Source organism: Pseudoalteromonas sp. NCIMB 1079 (genome assembly GCF_040567695.1).
GTDB lineage: Bacteria > Pseudomonadota > Gammaproteobacteria > Enterobacterales > Alteromonadaceae > Pseudoalteromonas > Pseudoalteromonas distincta.
Window position 1 is genome coordinate 673,773 of the sequence record NZ_JBEWZA010000001.1, and the last position, 16,835, is coordinate 690,607.

Sequence of the window (16,835 nt, forward strand, 5' to 3'; positions counted from 1 at the left end):
AACCCTAACTTTTTAAGTTAGGGTTTTTTAGTTTTTACAGACTGTAAAAGTATTTAACTGTCTTCTTTAGCCTTTGTTTGCGGGTCTTTTAAAACTGACATTTTAGGCGGCTGTAATGCAACAACGCGTTCGCCTTCTTGCGGCGGTTTTTCCATATTGATTGTAAACGGTCTTAGCTTAATTGGTGTATCGTCATCACTGTCTTTATCACCTTTGAGAATAAATAAAGGGATAGCCTCAGGGTTCATTTCTAAGTATTGTTCCCAGCTAAACTCATCCGAGATACGTGTTGAACTAACCTTACCGCCTTTAGCTATAATACTGCTTAAACGTGCATACGAGCCTTCGTCTCCAAACAGTATTTGTCTAGATAAAAACGTTGCGCTGTCTTTATTTGCTTTTGCATGCGACGTTGATGAGCGTAGCGAAAATACATTTTTTTCATTAAGTAAATGAGAAAAGTATTGAACACCTAACGCATTATGATGACGATTTGGCGATAATGCTAATACACTACGAATCGTTGTTAGAGGTAAGTAGCGTTCAGCATGCTCTGATTGCGGGTTACCATAATAACAAGCTAAACCATCCATACGTGCCATTCTGCAGTTTTCCCATGCAGGATCTGACAGGTGAACCGGAATGTTTTGCTCTTGTAAGCCTCGGCCGATTGCACGCGATACATGGTTTGCACCAATAATTAATATTGTATTTGGCGATGGCTGGCGTACACCTAATAGCTTGGCGACAGGAATGGCGGTTAAGCTCTGTAGTACAACGGTAATTATAATTACTGTAAATATAAGAGGTACCATTTTTTCAGCATCCGCAACACCAGACTCCATCATGCTAAGCGCAAATACCGACCCAACGGCTGCGGCGACTATACCGCGTGGAGCTATCCAGGCAAGTACCAAACGAGACTTCATTGGTAAGTCAGTACCAAAGGTCGAAATAGCAATACACAGTGGCCGAGCAACAAAAAGCACGATAGCTAAAAATATAAATACATCGCTGTCGAGCATCATTAAATCAGAGAGCTGTAAGCGTGCTGCAAGTAAAATAAACAGCGTTGATATTAATATCATCGACAAGTCTTCTTTGAACTCAAGTACAGAATCTATTTCTAAATCGTCTTGGTTAGCAAGCCAAATACCAAATACAGTCACGGCTAATAGGCCTGATTCATGGCTTAAATAGTTTGATACAGAAAAACTAATGAGTACTAATGCCAATATACCAAACTTATGTAATTCAAATGGTAGCCACTCGCGGCGCATTAATAGTGTTGTTAACCAACCAGCAGCAACACCAATACTTAATCCAACACCTAGGGTTTTAACTAAAGCAATAATAGTGTGGCTAAATACTTCGCCTTGGCCTACCAGCATTACGGCTTCAAATACTAATACAGCGAATAATGCGCCGATCGGGTCTATTACAATACCTTCCCATCGAAGTATGCGGTCAATGTCTTGTGTTGGGCGCATTGAGTTTAATAGCGGTGCTATAACAGTAGGGCCTGTTACAACTAGCACTGCACCTAATACCGCAGCTACACGCCAATTAAGTTCAAGCAACCAATAGGCGCTGAGGCTAATAACAATACAGGTAGTAAGCATGCCGATGGAGCAAAGGTTCCTTACAACTTTTCCGATTCCTTTTAGCTCTCTGAAATGCAGAGTTAAGGATCCTTCAAATAAAATGATGGCAACACTTAGTGATACAACAGGAAACAGTAAATCACCTAACAATGCATCAGGGTCTAAAACACCACTAAATGGCCCAAGTAAAAGACCAGTAAGCAATAAGAAAAGAATAGCGGGCACTCTAAAAGCCCACGCGACCCATTGGGCAAGCACAGAGCAAAGTGCGATACCGGCTATGTAAATTGCTGACATAGATTAAGAATTCCTTATTTATGACGGTTTGTTTAGAAAGTATAACTTTTGTTAATTATTAATACAGGGGTATACACGGGAAATTCAAATATTACTAATCAATTTTAGCTGCTTATAGAAGATTAGTAGGCTTAAATTATTTTGCGCGTATTAAGCCGCCTTATTTTAAGCTGTATTAATTGTTTAATTGGTTGAATTTTAATAACAATCTAACACCACAAACGAGAAGGAATTAGCTTCGCTCGAATTTTAACCTTGATTTTTAAGGGGTATTTAGTGTAATATGCTTTGTGTTCTAATAATTAGTTATCTAATGAAGTTTATTGGAAGTAAAAGTGGTTTGTTAATCTTAACGTCATTTTTAATCTTTATAATCATGCATTAGTGGTGTTACTAGTATTCGAACACTACATAATTTCATTTGCCGAACTCTTGGTATGGTTTTGCTAAACAAGTTTATTTAATTATTTAAGTAAATAAAGGTTTGAGTTGAACTATTACTTTCAATGTTTAACCCCCATCGTGGCGGTTAAATCTCGGTCCTTTGGTCTTCACCCTATCTGTTGGTGTATCAGACTTTAGAGGCTCTATGTATGTTGTTAATAAAAAAGCCACACACAGCTTTTTACAGCGATGCATAAACAACACTTTTAAATTTTTTGATTAGTGCTGCTCAATATTATTGGGTTGTTGCTACTTTATACTTAACCTTAAATCTAAGCTTATTGTTTTAGATATGGTTTTCGCGTGTGTAAAAAAAGTGTTGCCTAAATGAAAGAAAAATTCGAAGCTATGTTTTAAACCTAGCTACTTAGTTTTAGCTCGTCTAATTAAGGTGAGCGCAGATAAAATGGAAAGTTGAGCATTTATGCAAAAGTTAAATTGGCGACGTATCGTACTTAAAGTAGGTAGTGCATTAATTGCACCAGATCAAGATGGCTGCCGTTCGCGTTACATATTAACCATCGCACAGTTCATTGTTCGTTGTCGTGCCCGTGGAATCGAGGTGATTTTAGTATCATCGGGTTCTGTAGCGGCTGGCGCACATTTATTCCCATCAGACAAACCACGCTCTGTGGTAATGAAAAAAGCAATGGCGGCAGCGGGTCAAACAGAAATGATTGCCATGTGGGACCGCTTTTTTGACTTTCCATCTGCGCAGCTATTATTAACGCATGGCGATTTACGAGACCGCGAGCGTTACCAGAGCATCCGTGAAACCGTGTTCACTTTACTTGAACATGGTGTACTTCCTATCATTAATGAAAACGATGCCGTAACCACCGACGATTTACGAGTAGGTGACAACGATAACTTATCAGCAATGGTCGCAGCAGCTGCCGATGCAGATGCTTTATTAATATTCTCAGACGTTGATGGGCTATATGATAAAAACCCTAACTTACATGATGATGCGGTGTTACTGCCTGAAATAAAATCAATTGATGAATCTATTTATGCTATGGCAGGATGTGCTACAAGTGCGGTAGGTACTGGTGGTATGAAAACTAAAATAGAAGCGGCAGAAAAAGCAACGTCACATGGTATAGCGACTTATATTATAAATGGCTTTAAAGAAGAAACATTTACAAAACTGCTAGCTGGAGAAAACCCAGGTAGTGTATTTTTACCGTACGAAAAACCGATGCAGGACTCTATTCATTGGATGACACATACAGCAAATGAGCAAGGTGAAGTTGTTGTTGATGGATCATTTGATGAATCTCTTGAAGGTGAAAGTGGATGTATTCGTGGTGACGAAATCATGGAAGTTCACGGTGAATTTGCCGTGGGTGATACCATTTTAGTACGTAGTGAAGACGGTACGCGTTTAGCTAAAGCGACCGCAAATTATAGTAGCTGTTTGTTAAACTTTATTGCAGACAACGAACAGAGTGAATTCAGCGAAAAAATGCAGGATTCAATTGGACCAGTTATATCTGAAAAACATATCGCATTATTGGAGAAGTCATGAGTTTAATTACGGACATTTCACGTCAGGCAGCTAAAGCTGCACATACACTTGCTTTACTCGATACCGAGACTAAAAACCAAGTATTAGTTGAAATGGCAGCGGCACTAAGAGAGCAAAAAGCATTTATAATAAAAGAAAATGAAAGTGATTTAAGCGCAGCACGCGACAATAACTTAGCAGCCTCAATGATCGACCGCTTAACGTTAAACGATGAGCGTATTGAAGCAATGGCAGAAGGTATTGAAGTAATCGTAAGCCTTGATGATCCTGTTGGTCAGCTGCGTGATATTACTGAGCGCCCAAATGGTATTAAAATTCGCAAAATGCGAGTACCTCTTGGCGTTGTATGTATGATTTACGAAGCACGCCCGAATGTGACAGCAGACGCTGGTGCATTATGCTTTAAATCAGGTAATGGCGTAATTTTACGTGGCGGCAAAGAAGCACTTAGAAGTTCACAAGCTATCGCAAGTGTAATGCACAGCGTACTTGAGAAGCACAACTTACCGGTATCACTTATTTCAGTGATTCCAGATCCAGACCGTGCGCTGTTAATGGAACTGATGCAGCAACGCGAAAGCATTGATTTAATCATTCCACGCGGCGGCGAGGGTTTAATTAACTTTGTTACTGAAAACAGCACGATCCCAGTAATTCAGCATTACAAAGGCGTTTGTCATCTATATGTAGATAAAGATGCAGACCTAGAAATTGCGCTTAACTTACTGCTTAATGGTAAAACGCAGCGTACCGGTGTTTGTAATGCACTAGAAGGTTTAGTTGTGCATCAAGATGTGGCAGATGAGTTTTTAAATCTGTGTGCAGTTGTATTACGCCAAGAAGGTGTAAAAATAAATGCTGACAGCTTTGCAGCTAAATACTTTGATAACGCAACAGTCCTAGCCGATAACGAGTTTGGTGAAGAATACCTAGACTTAGAAATCGCTATTCGCGTTGTTCCAAACTTTACGGCAGCGGTTGAACACATTGCACAGTTTGGTTCAAACCATACAGAAGTAATTTGTACTAAAAATGAAGCTGCTGCAGAGTTATTCCAACGCAGTGTTGATGCTTCTGTAGTAATGGTTAACGCATCGTCTCGTTTTTCTGATGGCTCACAATTGGGCCTAGGCGCAGAGATTGGTATAGCTACTTCCAAGCTACATGCATACGGTCCTATGGGCCTAGAGTCACTAACGACCGAAAAGTATTTAGTTAATGGAGTTGGCCAAGTTCGCGAGTAACCGTAAAAATTAAGTCCATAAAAAGCCGAGCATATTCATGCTCGGCTTTTAAGTTTATAAATCACGCTATAGTTACTTTAACTTTTTAAACCAATCACTTGCAGGTTCTGGTCTGTGTAAATAATAGCCTTGCAGAATAACCTCAGGATACTCCTGTAGTAAATCAAAGTGGGACTGGTTCTCTACGCCTTCAGCAACTATCTCGAGTTCAAATAAACGACCTAAGCTTACAATCATATCAATAATTAGTTTATCGTTGTTATCGGTAGGAGCCTCTAAAACAAAAGAACGATCAATTTTAAGTTCTTGTATTGGTAATTGTTTTAGGTAGGTTAAACTCGAATATCCAGTACCAAAGTCGTCAATTGATACTCTAATACCTAGTTTCTTGAGAAAGTGAACCGCTTCAATAGCCGCTTCCATATGATTAAGCAATGTACCTTCAATTATCTCAACAGACCACGTCAAGATCTACTGTCGAACAAAAAAGTGATTGGCCTGAATAGCATTGACCGACCTACATCATGATATTACGCATCAATTATAACAAACCAGATTAAGTATTACTTCATGGTTATGGTTCATATTATTTTCCTATTAGCGCATGGGCAATGTTTAAAGCATCTTCTTTAGAATCAGCAATTAATAGTGGATATCCCCAAAATTTATTGAATGTAATAGCAAAAGTTTTTGCAGCTAAGCGTTTTGCTAAACTTGGCTCTATTAAAATCATGCTTTGAATATAACTTTTCATTTCAACTTTATTCTTTTTCATCCAACGAGACATTTTTTTATTTTCTTCTTTAGAGTGTTCATGTTTTTTATCAGAGAACCCACCATCACTAATGATAACAAAAGGTTGTTTAAGTTTAAGTAAATCTTCAAGTTCTTTAAATTGATCATCTTTACTTGCCTCAGATGAAGTGTTTTTTGTCATATAAACAAGAGGAAATTTCGTACTATCTAACATAATATATCGCCTAAAATTGAGATTGAATAATAATAAGAACTATTACTATACCCGAGGAGGCCTTGGATGTAATTTCACAAATTTGTCAAAATATTGTTCAACTCAGCCATTTTTAGTGTGGTAAGTAATTTAAATAGATAAATCCCCCAGCTCTGAAAGATTTTGTCCCATAAAATATCAGATCGTATATGCCGTATTATATTTATCTGGAAAAATTCGTGAAATAATATTTAGGTAAGATCTTTCATGATTTAGTCGATAAGGGAGAAGCGCTTATCGTCCAAGTCTTTACGTGCTGTGATATTTTTTAAATTAAGAAAACGTTTGTTTTATCGTTCGGTTGCATTCTCCATAAATATTTTAAACTAAATATACTTTGACTCATTTGGCCGAATTGGAAAGTAATTTATCAAAACCCCGCTATCTTATATTTAACATGAGATGCTATCCCGCTATCTTATATTTAACATGAGATGCTATAATGCTGTAAATACCAATAAAAACGGTGAAATTATTTACCACCTATAAACCTGGTAAGCTAAATTTAGGTGGAGGTATTCATTGGATAAGTGAAACAGATGGTGTTTATCAAGGAGAGACTATCAATCAAGCTTCCTATATGCTCGAAAATTTAATGTCAAAATATGATTTCAATCATAACTTATCGGCAAAACTTGATATAAATAACTTATTTGATAAAAATTATAATTCAAATGTAGGGAGTTTTGTCACGTAAATTATGGCGTTCCTAGAAATATAAACCTTGTTTAAAATGTAAATTATAAAACAAGGTTTATATAGTGAGCTATTTGTTTAGCTAGTTTCTCTCGATGATATGTTCGTAGTTATTCGAATATCATTCAAACAAAACAACCCTGCAGATGTTTAACTTAGTAGATGCAGTTTTGAATATACTCTTATAATGAGGAAATATTATTAATAATTTAAAAAAAACGGACATAGATAATATAGATATAGATTCTGTGCCAAGGCCTGTGGTCGCAATATCGCAATCCTCAGTTGGTCATGATTGGGAGCATGAGCCGCATGTTCATAATAAAGCCCAAATAATTTTTACGGTACGTGGCATTATTAATTGTACTGTTGAAGATGGTGTATGGATTGTCCCTTCTCAATGTGCAATATGGATCCCTAGTGGCTTAATGCATTCAGCAAAAGGCTCTGGAGAAACGGAATGTTATTGCTTGTTTATTGATCCTAACGTAGTGCCTAACCTTCCAAAGGTTTGTTGTACGATCTCAGTTTCTCTCTTGCTAGGAGAATTATTTATTCGCGTTAGTCGCTTTCCTGCACTTTATCCATTAAAAGGCGCTGAAACTCGATTAATTGCCACATTATTAGATGAATTGATAGCGGCCCCCATTGATGATTTACATCTACCTATGCCAAAAGATAATAAATTACGAAAGTTGGCGAATATGGTACTTGCTTCCCCCTCAGATAAAGCCTTAGTAAAAGAATGGGCGATTCGAATAGGAATGAGTGAACGTAGTCTTAGTCGGTTATTATCTCAAGAAATTGGTATGAGTTTTGGAAAATGGCGTCGACAAATGCATATTATTATTTCTTTGCAGCGTTTATCAAAAGGAGAAAGTGTACAAACCGTAGCACTTGATCTTGGTTATGAGAACGCAAGTGGTTTTGTTACAATGTTTCGCAAAGCTTTAGGCAAGCCGCCTGCACGTTATTTAACCGAACGAAAAAACAAAATAGCGTTAGATGAGCAACATTTATATCCTGCTATTGTATTTCCGAAAGAGGGTGACTCTTAAAAGTAGCTAAATTACTACCACCAAAAGCCTCAGTCTTCTATGCCGTTTGATCATCAACGCTATTTCCTCGTAAAAACATAAAAATATTGATTGAGGTGCTAAAGTTTATTGATATCTTGAATTTTTTTGAACGACTAATCGTCACTTTCGCCAGTCCATTAATGGTTTAGCTATCTTTGTTGCATCAGAATTAGCATTACCCACAGCTGTGCTTGGTAGATAATTTTTCCAGATACTACGGATATTTACGAAGGTCGTCCGACTAAATACTTGAGCACTTAACAACTTGGCTGAAATGAAAAGTAGCTTGGCTTAACTCAAATATCGCCCATATATTAAATGTGTTTTAATATCCATAAGTTTGCCATTATGATGGCGACCGCAGGGAAATAATAGGCGTATGATCGCGCTATGAAAGTTTATTGCATATTAGAATCAACAATTAGCCCGGATAACACTTGGAATTACCGACAGCGTTACTGGTGTAGTCAAGACGTTTATAAAAGTATATCCAATATCTGACGTCAGTATTACAAAATCGGGAGACAATATTGATATCCGTATGCCTGGCGCAAAATAGACTAGGAACATAGAAGAAATGTCCATCCAAGCTACTTTACCCGATGGCTTTTCCGTCGATCTCGTCACACGCGCTGCTGGGCCGATACTGTACAACAATGGAGCTGGTGTATTTCCATTTCTGGGTGTTCCTACATATCAGTTTGCATTCCCGAAGATGGATACATCGGGAACCGTGATTCTGGGTGATAGCACTTATCAGGTTTCTGGAACAACTTGGTTTGATCGTCAATGGATGGATCAACCCCTTTCAGTCTTGCAGACGGATAAATTTAAATGGACATGGATGAATTTCCGCCTTAATAACGGCGATGTTATTTCTCTTTGGGATGTGATCTTTGAGGGAAAAGATCAGGCGTGGGCGATAGTTGTAAGTCCAGATGGCACCCACACTATTGCGAATGTTCTTCCGCTTGAAAAGGATGCATCTGACGTCTGGATAAGCCCCGAATCAGGACGACATTTTCCATCACGCTGGATAGTGAAAATTCCCGCACTGGAGGGGGTTTTCGAGGTTACGGCAACACCTAAAGGGCAAGAAATATCAGGTGCTGAAACTGAAGTGGGACGCGCCGTCTATGAAGGTGCCTGCACCATAACAGGTAGCTATAAAGGTGAAAAGGTAACAGGTTTGTGCTACACCGAAATGGTTGGCGGCTGGTAGGTGCTCTGTCATAGTGGTGAGGGGGTGAACACTCTGTCAAGAGTTACACCACCCAATCCCATGTAGGATTAGAACGCTCGTTATTATAAATCCACAACCGATTATCAGCCCGTATTTCAATTCTTTATATTATAATTTTCAGCCCCGCTTACAGATTCACTATTTTAAAGGTGGATTAAAAAATCATAACCCTGAAGTCTATTCTTTAAATTTTTCTTATGTAATACACTTTTATAAATTTAGAAGAGATGAATAAATTCCAAGTATCAGATCCAAGTAAAAAGCCCTAAGATTTTTATAATGCAGCACTGTGCTAAAAACGGCTATTGTTCAAAATAAGGCTAAGCAACATCAATGTATCAATACCCTTATTATAAATAAACAAGGGATTGTGAGTAAGTAATAAAGCTTTACATCATAATCATTTGTCCTATCGCGAATTTCAGATGATTTATTTTATTTCAGTTAAAACTTTTTATGCAGAGCTTAAAGATAACAAAATAGTCTATTTAGGTAAGATTGGCCGGAATGAAAAGTATTGTGACGATAAGTGGCAATAAAGAAACGATGTAATCAGGGTAAACTACAACTTAATATGGTTAGACATATATTACGTTAGAGCTATTTTTATAATTCTTAACGAGAACATTATGCATTATATCCCCTTTATTTAATGATCAACCATAACGATTTTAGTTTTTAAGGCATCGCCAGCGATAGGAGTCGCATATGAAAAAAAATACAAACCGCCGAGCTATAGTCTCATTTATTATTTGCATACTTGCCTTGGCCATTATTTTCGGCTTGCTATACAAATGGAGAGATGCGCGAATGGGCAATCCGGTACAGGAAGAAACACCACCTATTCCTGTTTCTGCAATAAAAGCAAAAAGCCAAAGTGTTTCCAATTACCTGCAGGCCGTTGGCAGCTTGCAAGCGGTGCGTGAAGTGTTACTGGCACCGGATACATCAGGCCGCGTAACCGCCATTAACTTTAAAGCCGGGCAAGCCGTAAAAAAAGGAGAGGTATTAGTTAAGCTTTTCGATGCACCAGAACAGGCAGACCGTGCTGCGGCAAAAGCCAAAGCAGACTTCGCGCTAGTGCAATTAAAACGTTCACAAAACTTGTCAACATCAGGTGCCGAATCGCGTGAAATACTGGAGCAACGTAAAGCCGAAGCCGCACAAGCTCAAGCAGCCGTTAAGCAGCTTGATGCACGTATTCAGCAAAAAACGATCCGTGCTCCTTTTTCCGGGCAAATCGGTATAAGACAGGTCAATCTCGGTCAATACCTCAATGCGGGAGACTCAATTGCCACGTTGACTCAGCACGACCCTTTGTATGTCAACTTTACCTTGCCGCAACAGGATATTGCTCAACTGAGTATCGATGCGCCGGTAAAAGTCAGCGTTGATGCTATTCCTGAGCATTCGTTTACTGCCAAAGTCAGTACTGTCGAGCCTCGCATCAATCGTGAAACGCGTAATGTTGCCGTACAAGCTTTGCTGCCTAATGGTAATCATCAGCTCAAATCGGGTATGTATGTTACTGCGAATCTCGAACTACCGGCCACCGCCAATGCCGTTATTTTACCACTGACTGCTATTCTGACGTCAGCCTCCGGTGATCATGTAGTGTTAGTGCAAAACCTGAATGCTAATAATATTGGTACCGCCGTATCTATACCCGTTACAACAGGCCGTCGCATAGGTAACGACATCATCATTACTCAAGGCGTTAAGCGCAACGATGTGGTAGTGACGGCTGGTCAAAACCGTTTGCCTCCACAAGCCACCGTTAGAATTAGTACTGATGCGGCAGCTTCAACTGTCCTCAGCGATCTGTAAGGAGCGCGTTATGCATTTTACCGATATTTTTATCCGCCGCCCGATATTAGCACTGGTCGTCAGTTTACTAATCCTGCTAATCGGAGCCATCGCCTTATTTTTATTACCTGTTAGGGAGAATCCCTATTTAGAGAACGCGACTATCAGCGTGAGTACCAGCTTCCCCGGCGCAACTCAGGAAGTCATGCAGGGGTTTGTTACCACACCAATAGCCCAAGCTATAGCAACGGCTAGCGGCATCGAGTACCTCACTTCCAGTACAACAATGGGTAATAGCGAAGTTAAAGCCCGCTTGGTACTGAATGCTAATGCGGACCGCGCTATGACCGAGATTCTCGCCAAAGTTCAGCAAGTTAAATATCAACTGCCGGATGGCGTCAACGATCCGGTGATTAATAAATCAACCGAAGGCGGGACTGCTGTCCAGTACATCGTATTCTATAGTGATACCTTAACAATCCCCCAAGTAACTGACTTCGCAACACGTGTCGCACAGCCTTTATTTACGGGTATTCCGGGGGTGGCGACTGCTAATGTAGAAGGCGGTAGACCACTGGCCATGCGTGTATGGATTGATCCAGTTCGATTGGCAGCAAGAGGTTTGACAGCCGGGGATATTTCTACCGCCTTGCGTACCAATAACGTACAGGCGTCTCCGGGTCAGCTCAAAAGTGCATTAACACTAACGGACATTACTGCGGAGACTGACTTGCGAGATGTTGAAGATTTCCGCCAAATGGTTGTCTCATCCAATCCTGATGGTGGTTTAGTCAGGTTGTCCGATGTTGCTACTGTTGAGATAGGCGGCCAAAACTATGACAGTATGTCATTTACCTCAGGCACACCTTCCACCACGATAGCGATTCAGCCCACACCGGATGGTAATCCATTAGATATTGTCAAAGAGGCAAATAAACTACTTCCGGGTATCCGCGCCATGGCACCACCGGGTCTAAAAGTGAGATCTGTTTTTGATGTTGCTCGTTTTGTTAATGCTTCGATTGATGAAGTGAAGCATAGTTTAGTTGAAGCGATTATCATTGTTATCGTCGTTATTTTCCTGTTTCTCGGTAGCGTTCGTGCCGTAATTATTCCGGTTGTTACTATACCTTTGTCATTGGTCGGCACCATGGCACTAATGTATGCCTTTGGTTTTTCAATCAATCTGCTCACGTTATTGGCTATGGTTTTGGCCATTGGTCTGGTAGTGGATGATGCCATCGTAGTCGTAGAGAATATTCACCGCCATATAGAAGAAGGCTATACACCGGTACGCGGAGCATTGCTAGGTGCAAGAGAAATTATTGGGCCAGTCATTGCGATGACAATCACACTAGCGGCCGTTTACGCACCCATCGGCATGATGGGTGGATTAACCGGTGCCCTCTTTAAAGAGTTTGCTTTTACGCTGGCCGGATCAGTGATTGTGTCGGGTATTATCGCCCTGACGTTATCACCCGTTATGAGTTCGATGTTACTGCATTCAAAGCAAGGCGAAGCGCCTTTGGAAAAGTTTATCGAGCGGTATATGTCTAGCCTTACCCGCATATATTCACGTTTATTAGCAGGCACATTAGCCGCACGTGGCTCGGTGTTATTGGTAAGTATCGTGGTGCTTGCTGCCATTGTTATATTATTTAATGGCACGGCTAAAGAACTCGCTCCGACTGAAGATCAAGGAGTTGTCATTGTCGTTTCCCAAGGCCCTAAATACGCGGGTGCGGGCTACACAGCGCTATATGCAGCGCAAGTCGAGAAAATATTTCAGTCAATCCCTGAGTATGTCGTCAGTTTCATGGACGTAGGTGGCGATGCTGGTGGACAAAACAACATGATGGGTGGTGCAATTTTAAAAGACTGGTCCGAACGTAGCCGTTCAGCGACTGATATTCAAAATGAAATTCAAGTCGCCGGTGCAGGTATTGAAGGCTTAACGGTTACGGCTGTACAACTGCCACCGCTACCGGGATCCAGTGGTGGTTTACCTGTACAAATGGTATTGCGCTCTCCTGATGATTTTAAAACACTTTACGAAACGGCCGAGCAGGTTAAAGCAGCGGCTTACGCCAGTGGTCTGTTTCTGTACGTGCAAAACAACCTGGCTTACGATAGCCAGCAGGCAAATATCACGATTAATAGCGCCAAAGCCAGTGAGATGGGCGTAACCATGGAGGCGATTGCTGATACGCTGGCATTATTGGTCGGCGAAGATAATGTTAACCGTTTTAACTACCATGACCGCTCCTACGACGTCATTCCGCAGGTTCGTGACAGTGAGCGTATGACACCTGAAGACCTTGGCAACTTTTATGTCAAAGCAAGCTCCGGCGCATTGGTTGCTTTATCAACTGTGACGCAGATAGATATTCGCCCACAGGCCAACCAGCTCACCCAGTTCGGGCAAATGAATTCGGCTACCCTTGAGATGCTACCAGCACCCGGCGTAAGTATGGGCGAAGCCGTTGCTTTTCTGAAATCACAGAAGCTTCCGCTAGGCACTAACGTTGACTGGCTAAGCGATAGCCGCCAGTTTGTGCAAGAAGGTAATGGTTTAATGGTGTCTTTCGGTTTTGCGCTGATCATTATCTTTCTGGTACTGGCTGCTCAATTTGAAAGCCTGCGTGATCCTCTGGTGATTTTGGTCACTGTGCCATTGGCAATATGCGGAGCTTTAGTGCCTTTATGGCTGGGCTATGCAACACTCAATATCTATACGCAGATCGGGCTGGTTACATTAATCGGCTTGATTTCCAAACACGGTATTCTGATGGTGACCTTCGCCAACCATATTCAGCACCACGAAAACCTTAGCCGTATTGATGCGATTGAGAAAGCGGCTGCAGTGCGTATGCGCCCTGTTCTCATGACAACAGCTGCAATGGTTGCGGGCTTAGTGCCGCTTTTATTTGCCGATGGAGCAGGCGCAGCTAGCCGTTACTCTATTGGTATTGTGGTGGTGATGGGAATGCTGATCGGTACGTTCTTTACTCTATTTGTTTTACCGACTATTTATAGTTTTATCGCTAAAGATCACCGTGCTGTGGCTGAAAGTGCTCGTACGCGTGAACTGGCGTCTGCGGAGGTGCCTACTGATGTATAATCACAGAACTTATCTATCGAGATTTACCGCATTAAAGTTGAAAACTAAGTTGTGTACTTTTGCAACTTTGTCGATTCTCGCACTTTCGGGTTGTGCAAGCGGTCCAGACTTCGCTGAGCCAGCTATGCCAAAAATTGCAGACGGCTCATTCATTAACCAATCGAGTCAAACCGATAGCCAACAGCCACTTCCGGAAAACTGGTGGGAGCTTTACGATGATTTAGCGCTTAACGGCTATATTCAGGAGGCATTGTCCGCTAATACCGACCTACGGATCGCAATAGCAAACCTTGACCGTGCCCGTGCAATTTATAACGAATCACGTAGCGAGCTTTACCCATCAACTGATATTTCAGCCGGTGCGAGTTATGGCCGAGATCAAACCAGTTGGGGGGGGGCAGGTAAGGCACCCAAACAATGGTCTTATAGCGGTGGTTTGGATATATCCTATGAACTGGACTTCTTTGGCCGGGTAAAACGCGATCTTGAAGCGGCTTCTAGGGACACCGATGCAGTTGCTGCAGCGTATGATTTAACCCGCGTTATAATAATTGCAGAACTGACCCGCGCTTATGTGGATAGTTGCGCTTATGGTGAATCGATTGAAGTTGCCCAATCCTCAATCGAATTAGCACAGAAAAGTCTTTCCATTATCCAAAGTCAGCAGCAGGCGGGATCTGCTTCGAACCTCGATGTAGAGAGAGCGGGGCTTACATTAGCGCTTGCCGAAGCCGATTTACCGCTACTGAAAAACAAGAAGAATGCTTCTTTGTTTGAATTAGTGGCATTAATGGGGCGTACACCTGCGCAAATACCGGATGCAGCAAAGGCTTGCCGTAAAGCACCTGACGTTATAGGCGTATTACCAATTGGTGATGGCACGGCCTTGTTAAAACGTCGTCCTGATATACGACAGGCGGAAAATCAACTGGCAGCTGATACTGCACGTATCGGCGTTGCTATCGCTGACTTGTATCCGCATGTCACGCTTGGCGCATCGGCTAACTATCTGCGCAATGACAATTTAAAAGGTAACCGTACGTTTTCCTTTGGTTTAGGGCCACTGATCTCCTGGAGCTTTCCTAATACTGTGGTCGTACGTAGCCATATAGCACAGGCGAAGGCTCAAAGTGCTGCTTCATTAGCAAATTTTGATGGTGTCGTACTTAACGCCCTGAAGGAATCTGAACAGTCTTTGAGTGCTTATGTTTCTGCGATGGAGCAACGCGATCTATTAATAAGAGCACGGAGTCATGCAGAAAGCGCCTTCAAAATGGCAGATCTACGTTATAAGGGCGGTTCGATAAGCTATCTCGACGTGCTTGACGCACAGACGAGCTTTATTAATACTAGATCTAAAGTCGCCGCAGCAGACCAGCAAGTTGGATCTGCTCGGATTTCGGTCTTTAAATCCCTCGGCGGCGGATGGAATAATAAGTAATAAGGTAAATTTAGTTACTTTAGTACCTTGTGAATGTTTTGGTTTACGCGATTGTCCGAGTGAGTATGTAATTAGCTCTCTACGGACAAAGCGATAAAGACCTGCTCTTGCATTACCGAGAATAACGATTATCGGCTTGTCTCTACATCGTCCTATCTCCACCATCGATGGTGTCGTCTTCAATCAATACCTTGAAGTTGACCCTTTATCAATTTGCTGAAATCTATATCTTCCAGTAGAGCGACTATAATTGTCATAATGTGATCTATTCCTATTTGTAATGGTCAAGTTTAGTTAAAGGCTTGTCGTACTATCAATTTATTAAAATACATTAATAAGCATTTTTTAATGGTAGTAGGTAGATAAAATCTACAGCTTGTATTGATAAAAACAATTTTAGATATTAAATTAATTTTCACCACAAACTTATATCGAATTAATTAAAGGCGCACTCTATGAGTAATAGCAATGTAACTCTTTATCATTGGGAGCCGAATGCGAATTCGGGTAAACCAATGTTAACCATTATTGAAAAAGGCGTGAAATTTAAGAGCCATTACTTGGATTTATTAAATTTTGACCAGCACAAACCTGAATATTTAGCGATTAACCCACAAGGAACTATTCCTGCAATGGTGCATGGTGAACGTGTATTAACTGAATCTACGGCAATCATGGAATATATTGATGAAACGTTTGATGGCCCAGCCTTAATGCCTGAGAACCCAGTTGATCAATTACGAGTGCGCTGGTGGATGAAGTTTTTAGATCAATGGTTTGCACCTTCATTTAGCATGATTGGCTGGAAAATATTTGTAGGGCCTTCTGTTAATAGCCGAGACCTAAAGAATTAGAAGCTGCGATTGACCGTATTCCAATGGAAGAACGTCGTGTTGCTTGGCGTAAAGCAATTCACGGAACCTTCTCAGAAGAAGAAATGGCAGAATCAACCCGACGCATCACTATTGGTATCGGACTCCTTGAAGAGCATTTAAGCAAACATGCATGGCTAGGTAGTGACAATTACAGTTTGGCTGATATCAATGCATTTAATTTAGCCTATGCACTTCCGTTAACATTACCTGAATTAATGAATGATGAAAAAACACCATTTACGATGGAATGGTTAAGAAAAATCAATGAACGTCCGGCTACAAGAACAACATGGGATATGGGCACGAACGATATATTAAAACGCATTCCTATTTTAGAAAGAGGGGCAAAATAATGGATATGACTTTATACCACGGTGAACCTAATGGGCCATCATTAACGGTGCTAGCGGCCTTAGAAGAAACACAAATAAAAGCTAATTTAGTG

General features: G+C 41.0%; 12 protein-coding genes and 1 pseudogene. 10 read left to right on the forward strand and 3 right to left on the reverse strand.

What is annotated here, in order from left to right:
* Positions 1-53: 53 nt before the first annotated feature.
* A complete protein-coding gene (locus ABX891_RS03135) occupies positions 54-1,901 on the reverse strand; it encodes a cation:proton antiporter (protein ID WP_154903610.1) in 1,848 nt (615 codons plus the stop codon).
* Between the two features lie 868 nt (positions 1,902-2,769).
* Between ABX891_RS03135 and proB the strand changes: the two genes are divergently transcribed.
* Complete coding sequence (proB, locus tag ABX891_RS03140) at positions 2,770-3,876, forward strand: glutamate 5-kinase (RefSeq protein ID WP_002957876.1); 1,107 nt, start codon at positions 2,770-2,772, stop codon at positions 3,874-3,876.
* Positions 3,873-5,120, forward strand: a complete 1,248-nt coding sequence (locus tag ABX891_RS03145) for a glutamate-5-semialdehyde dehydrogenase (RefSeq protein ID WP_002957875.1) — start codon at positions 3,873-3,875, stop codon at positions 5,118-5,120. The genes proB and ABX891_RS03145 overlap by 4 nt, the downstream gene beginning before the upstream one ends.
* A gap of 72 nt (positions 5,121-5,192) precedes the next feature.
* Here ABX891_RS03145 and ABX891_RS03150 read toward each other — a convergent pair.
* Positions 5,193-5,579: pseudogene (locus ABX891_RS03150) on the reverse strand (EAL domain-containing protein); the annotation flags it as partial.
* A 127-nt stretch (positions 5,580-5,706) separates the two neighbouring features.
* Complete coding sequence (locus ABX891_RS03155) at positions 5,707-6,090, reverse strand: hypothetical protein (RefSeq protein WP_354628887.1); 384 nt, start codon at positions 6,088-6,090, stop codon at positions 5,707-5,709.
* Positions 6,091-6,595: 505 nt separating this feature from the next.
* Here ABX891_RS03155 and ABX891_RS03160 point away from each other — a divergent pair.
* The 8 genes from ABX891_RS03160 to ABX891_RS03195 all read left to right on the forward strand — a co-directional run bounded on the left by ABX891_RS03160 (position 6,596) and on the right by ABX891_RS03195 (position 16,743).
* Positions 6,596-6,826 (forward strand): hypothetical protein, encoded by a 231-nt coding sequence (locus ABX891_RS03160; protein WP_354628888.1) that lies wholly within the window; start codon positions 6,596-6,598, stop codon positions 6,824-6,826.
* Positions 6,827-7,073: 247 nt separating this feature from the next.
* Positions 7,074-7,883: an AraC family transcriptional regulator gene (locus ABX891_RS03165; protein ID WP_354628889.1), complete on the forward strand. Its 810-nt coding sequence runs from the start codon at positions 7,074-7,076 to the stop codon at positions 7,881-7,883.
* A gap of 598 nt (positions 7,884-8,481) precedes the next feature.
* Entirely contained in the window at positions 8,482-9,126 is a 645-nt protein-coding gene (locus tag ABX891_RS03170; RefSeq protein ID WP_354628890.1) for a lipocalin-like domain-containing protein, read from the forward strand.
* A 729-nt stretch (positions 9,127-9,855) separates the two neighbouring features.
* A complete protein-coding gene (locus ABX891_RS03175; RefSeq protein ID WP_354628891.1) occupies positions 9,856-10,974 on the forward strand; it encodes an efflux RND transporter periplasmic adaptor subunit in 1,119 nt (372 codons plus the stop codon).
* 10 nt (positions 10,975-10,984) lie between these two features.
* On the forward strand, positions 10,985-14,074 hold the full coding sequence (locus ABX891_RS03180; protein ID WP_354628892.1) for an efflux RND transporter permease subunit: 3,090 nt from the start codon (positions 10,985-10,987) through the stop codon (positions 14,072-14,074).
* Complete coding sequence (locus ABX891_RS03185) at positions 14,067-15,515, forward strand: efflux transporter outer membrane subunit (RefSeq protein ID WP_354628893.1); 1,449 nt, start codon at positions 14,067-14,069, stop codon at positions 15,513-15,515. The genes ABX891_RS03180 and ABX891_RS03185 overlap by 8 nt, the downstream gene beginning before the upstream one ends.
* 455 nt (positions 15,516-15,970) lie before the next feature.
* Positions 15,971-16,369, forward strand: a complete 399-nt coding sequence (locus tag ABX891_RS03190; RefSeq protein WP_354628894.1) for a glutathione S-transferase family protein — start codon at positions 15,971-15,973, stop codon at positions 16,367-16,369.
* 23 nt (positions 16,370-16,392) lie between these two features.
* Positions 16,393-16,743, forward strand: a complete 351-nt coding sequence (locus tag ABX891_RS03195) for a glutathione binding-like protein (RefSeq protein WP_354628895.1) — start codon at positions 16,393-16,395, stop codon at positions 16,741-16,743.
* Positions 16,744-16,835: the final 92 nt, after the last annotated feature.

What these genes read in the sequence shown, in the direction of transcription:
- proB (WP_002957876.1), top strand. Translation starts at nt 2,770, where the DNA reads ATGCAAAAGTTAAATTGGCGACGTATCGTACTTAAAGTAGGTAGTGCA.
- ABX891_RS03175 (WP_354628891.1), top strand. Translation starts at nt 9,856, where the DNA reads ATGAAAAAAAATACAAACCGCCGAGCTATAGTCTCATTTATTATTTGC.
- ABX891_RS03135 (WP_154903610.1), bottom strand. Translation starts at nt 1,901, where the DNA reads ATGTCAGCAATTTACATAGCCGGTATCGCACTTTGCTCTGTGCTTGCC.
- ABX891_RS03170 (WP_354628890.1), top strand. Translation starts at nt 8,482, where the DNA reads ATGTCCATCCAAGCTACTTTACCCGATGGCTTTTCCGTCGATCTCGTC.
- ABX891_RS03190 (WP_354628894.1), top strand. Translation starts at nt 15,971, where the DNA reads ATGAGTAATAGCAATGTAACTCTTTATCATTGGGAGCCGAATGCGAAT.
- ABX891_RS03185 (WP_354628893.1), top strand. Translation starts at nt 14,067, where the DNA reads ATGTATAATCACAGAACTTATCTATCGAGATTTACCGCATTAAAGTTG.
- ABX891_RS03195 (WP_354628895.1), top strand. Translation starts at nt 16,393, where the DNA reads ATGGAAGAACGTCGTGTTGCTTGGCGTAAAGCAATTCACGGAACCTTC.
- ABX891_RS03155 (WP_354628887.1), bottom strand. Translation starts at nt 6,090, where the DNA reads ATGTTAGATAGTACGAAATTTCCTCTTGTTTATATGACAAAAAACACT.
- ABX891_RS03145 (WP_002957875.1), top strand. Translation starts at nt 3,873, where the DNA reads ATGAGTTTAATTACGGACATTTCACGTCAGGCAGCTAAAGCTGCACAT.
- ABX891_RS03180 (WP_354628892.1), top strand. Translation starts at nt 10,985, where the DNA reads ATGCATTTTACCGATATTTTTATCCGCCGCCCGATATTAGCACTGGTC.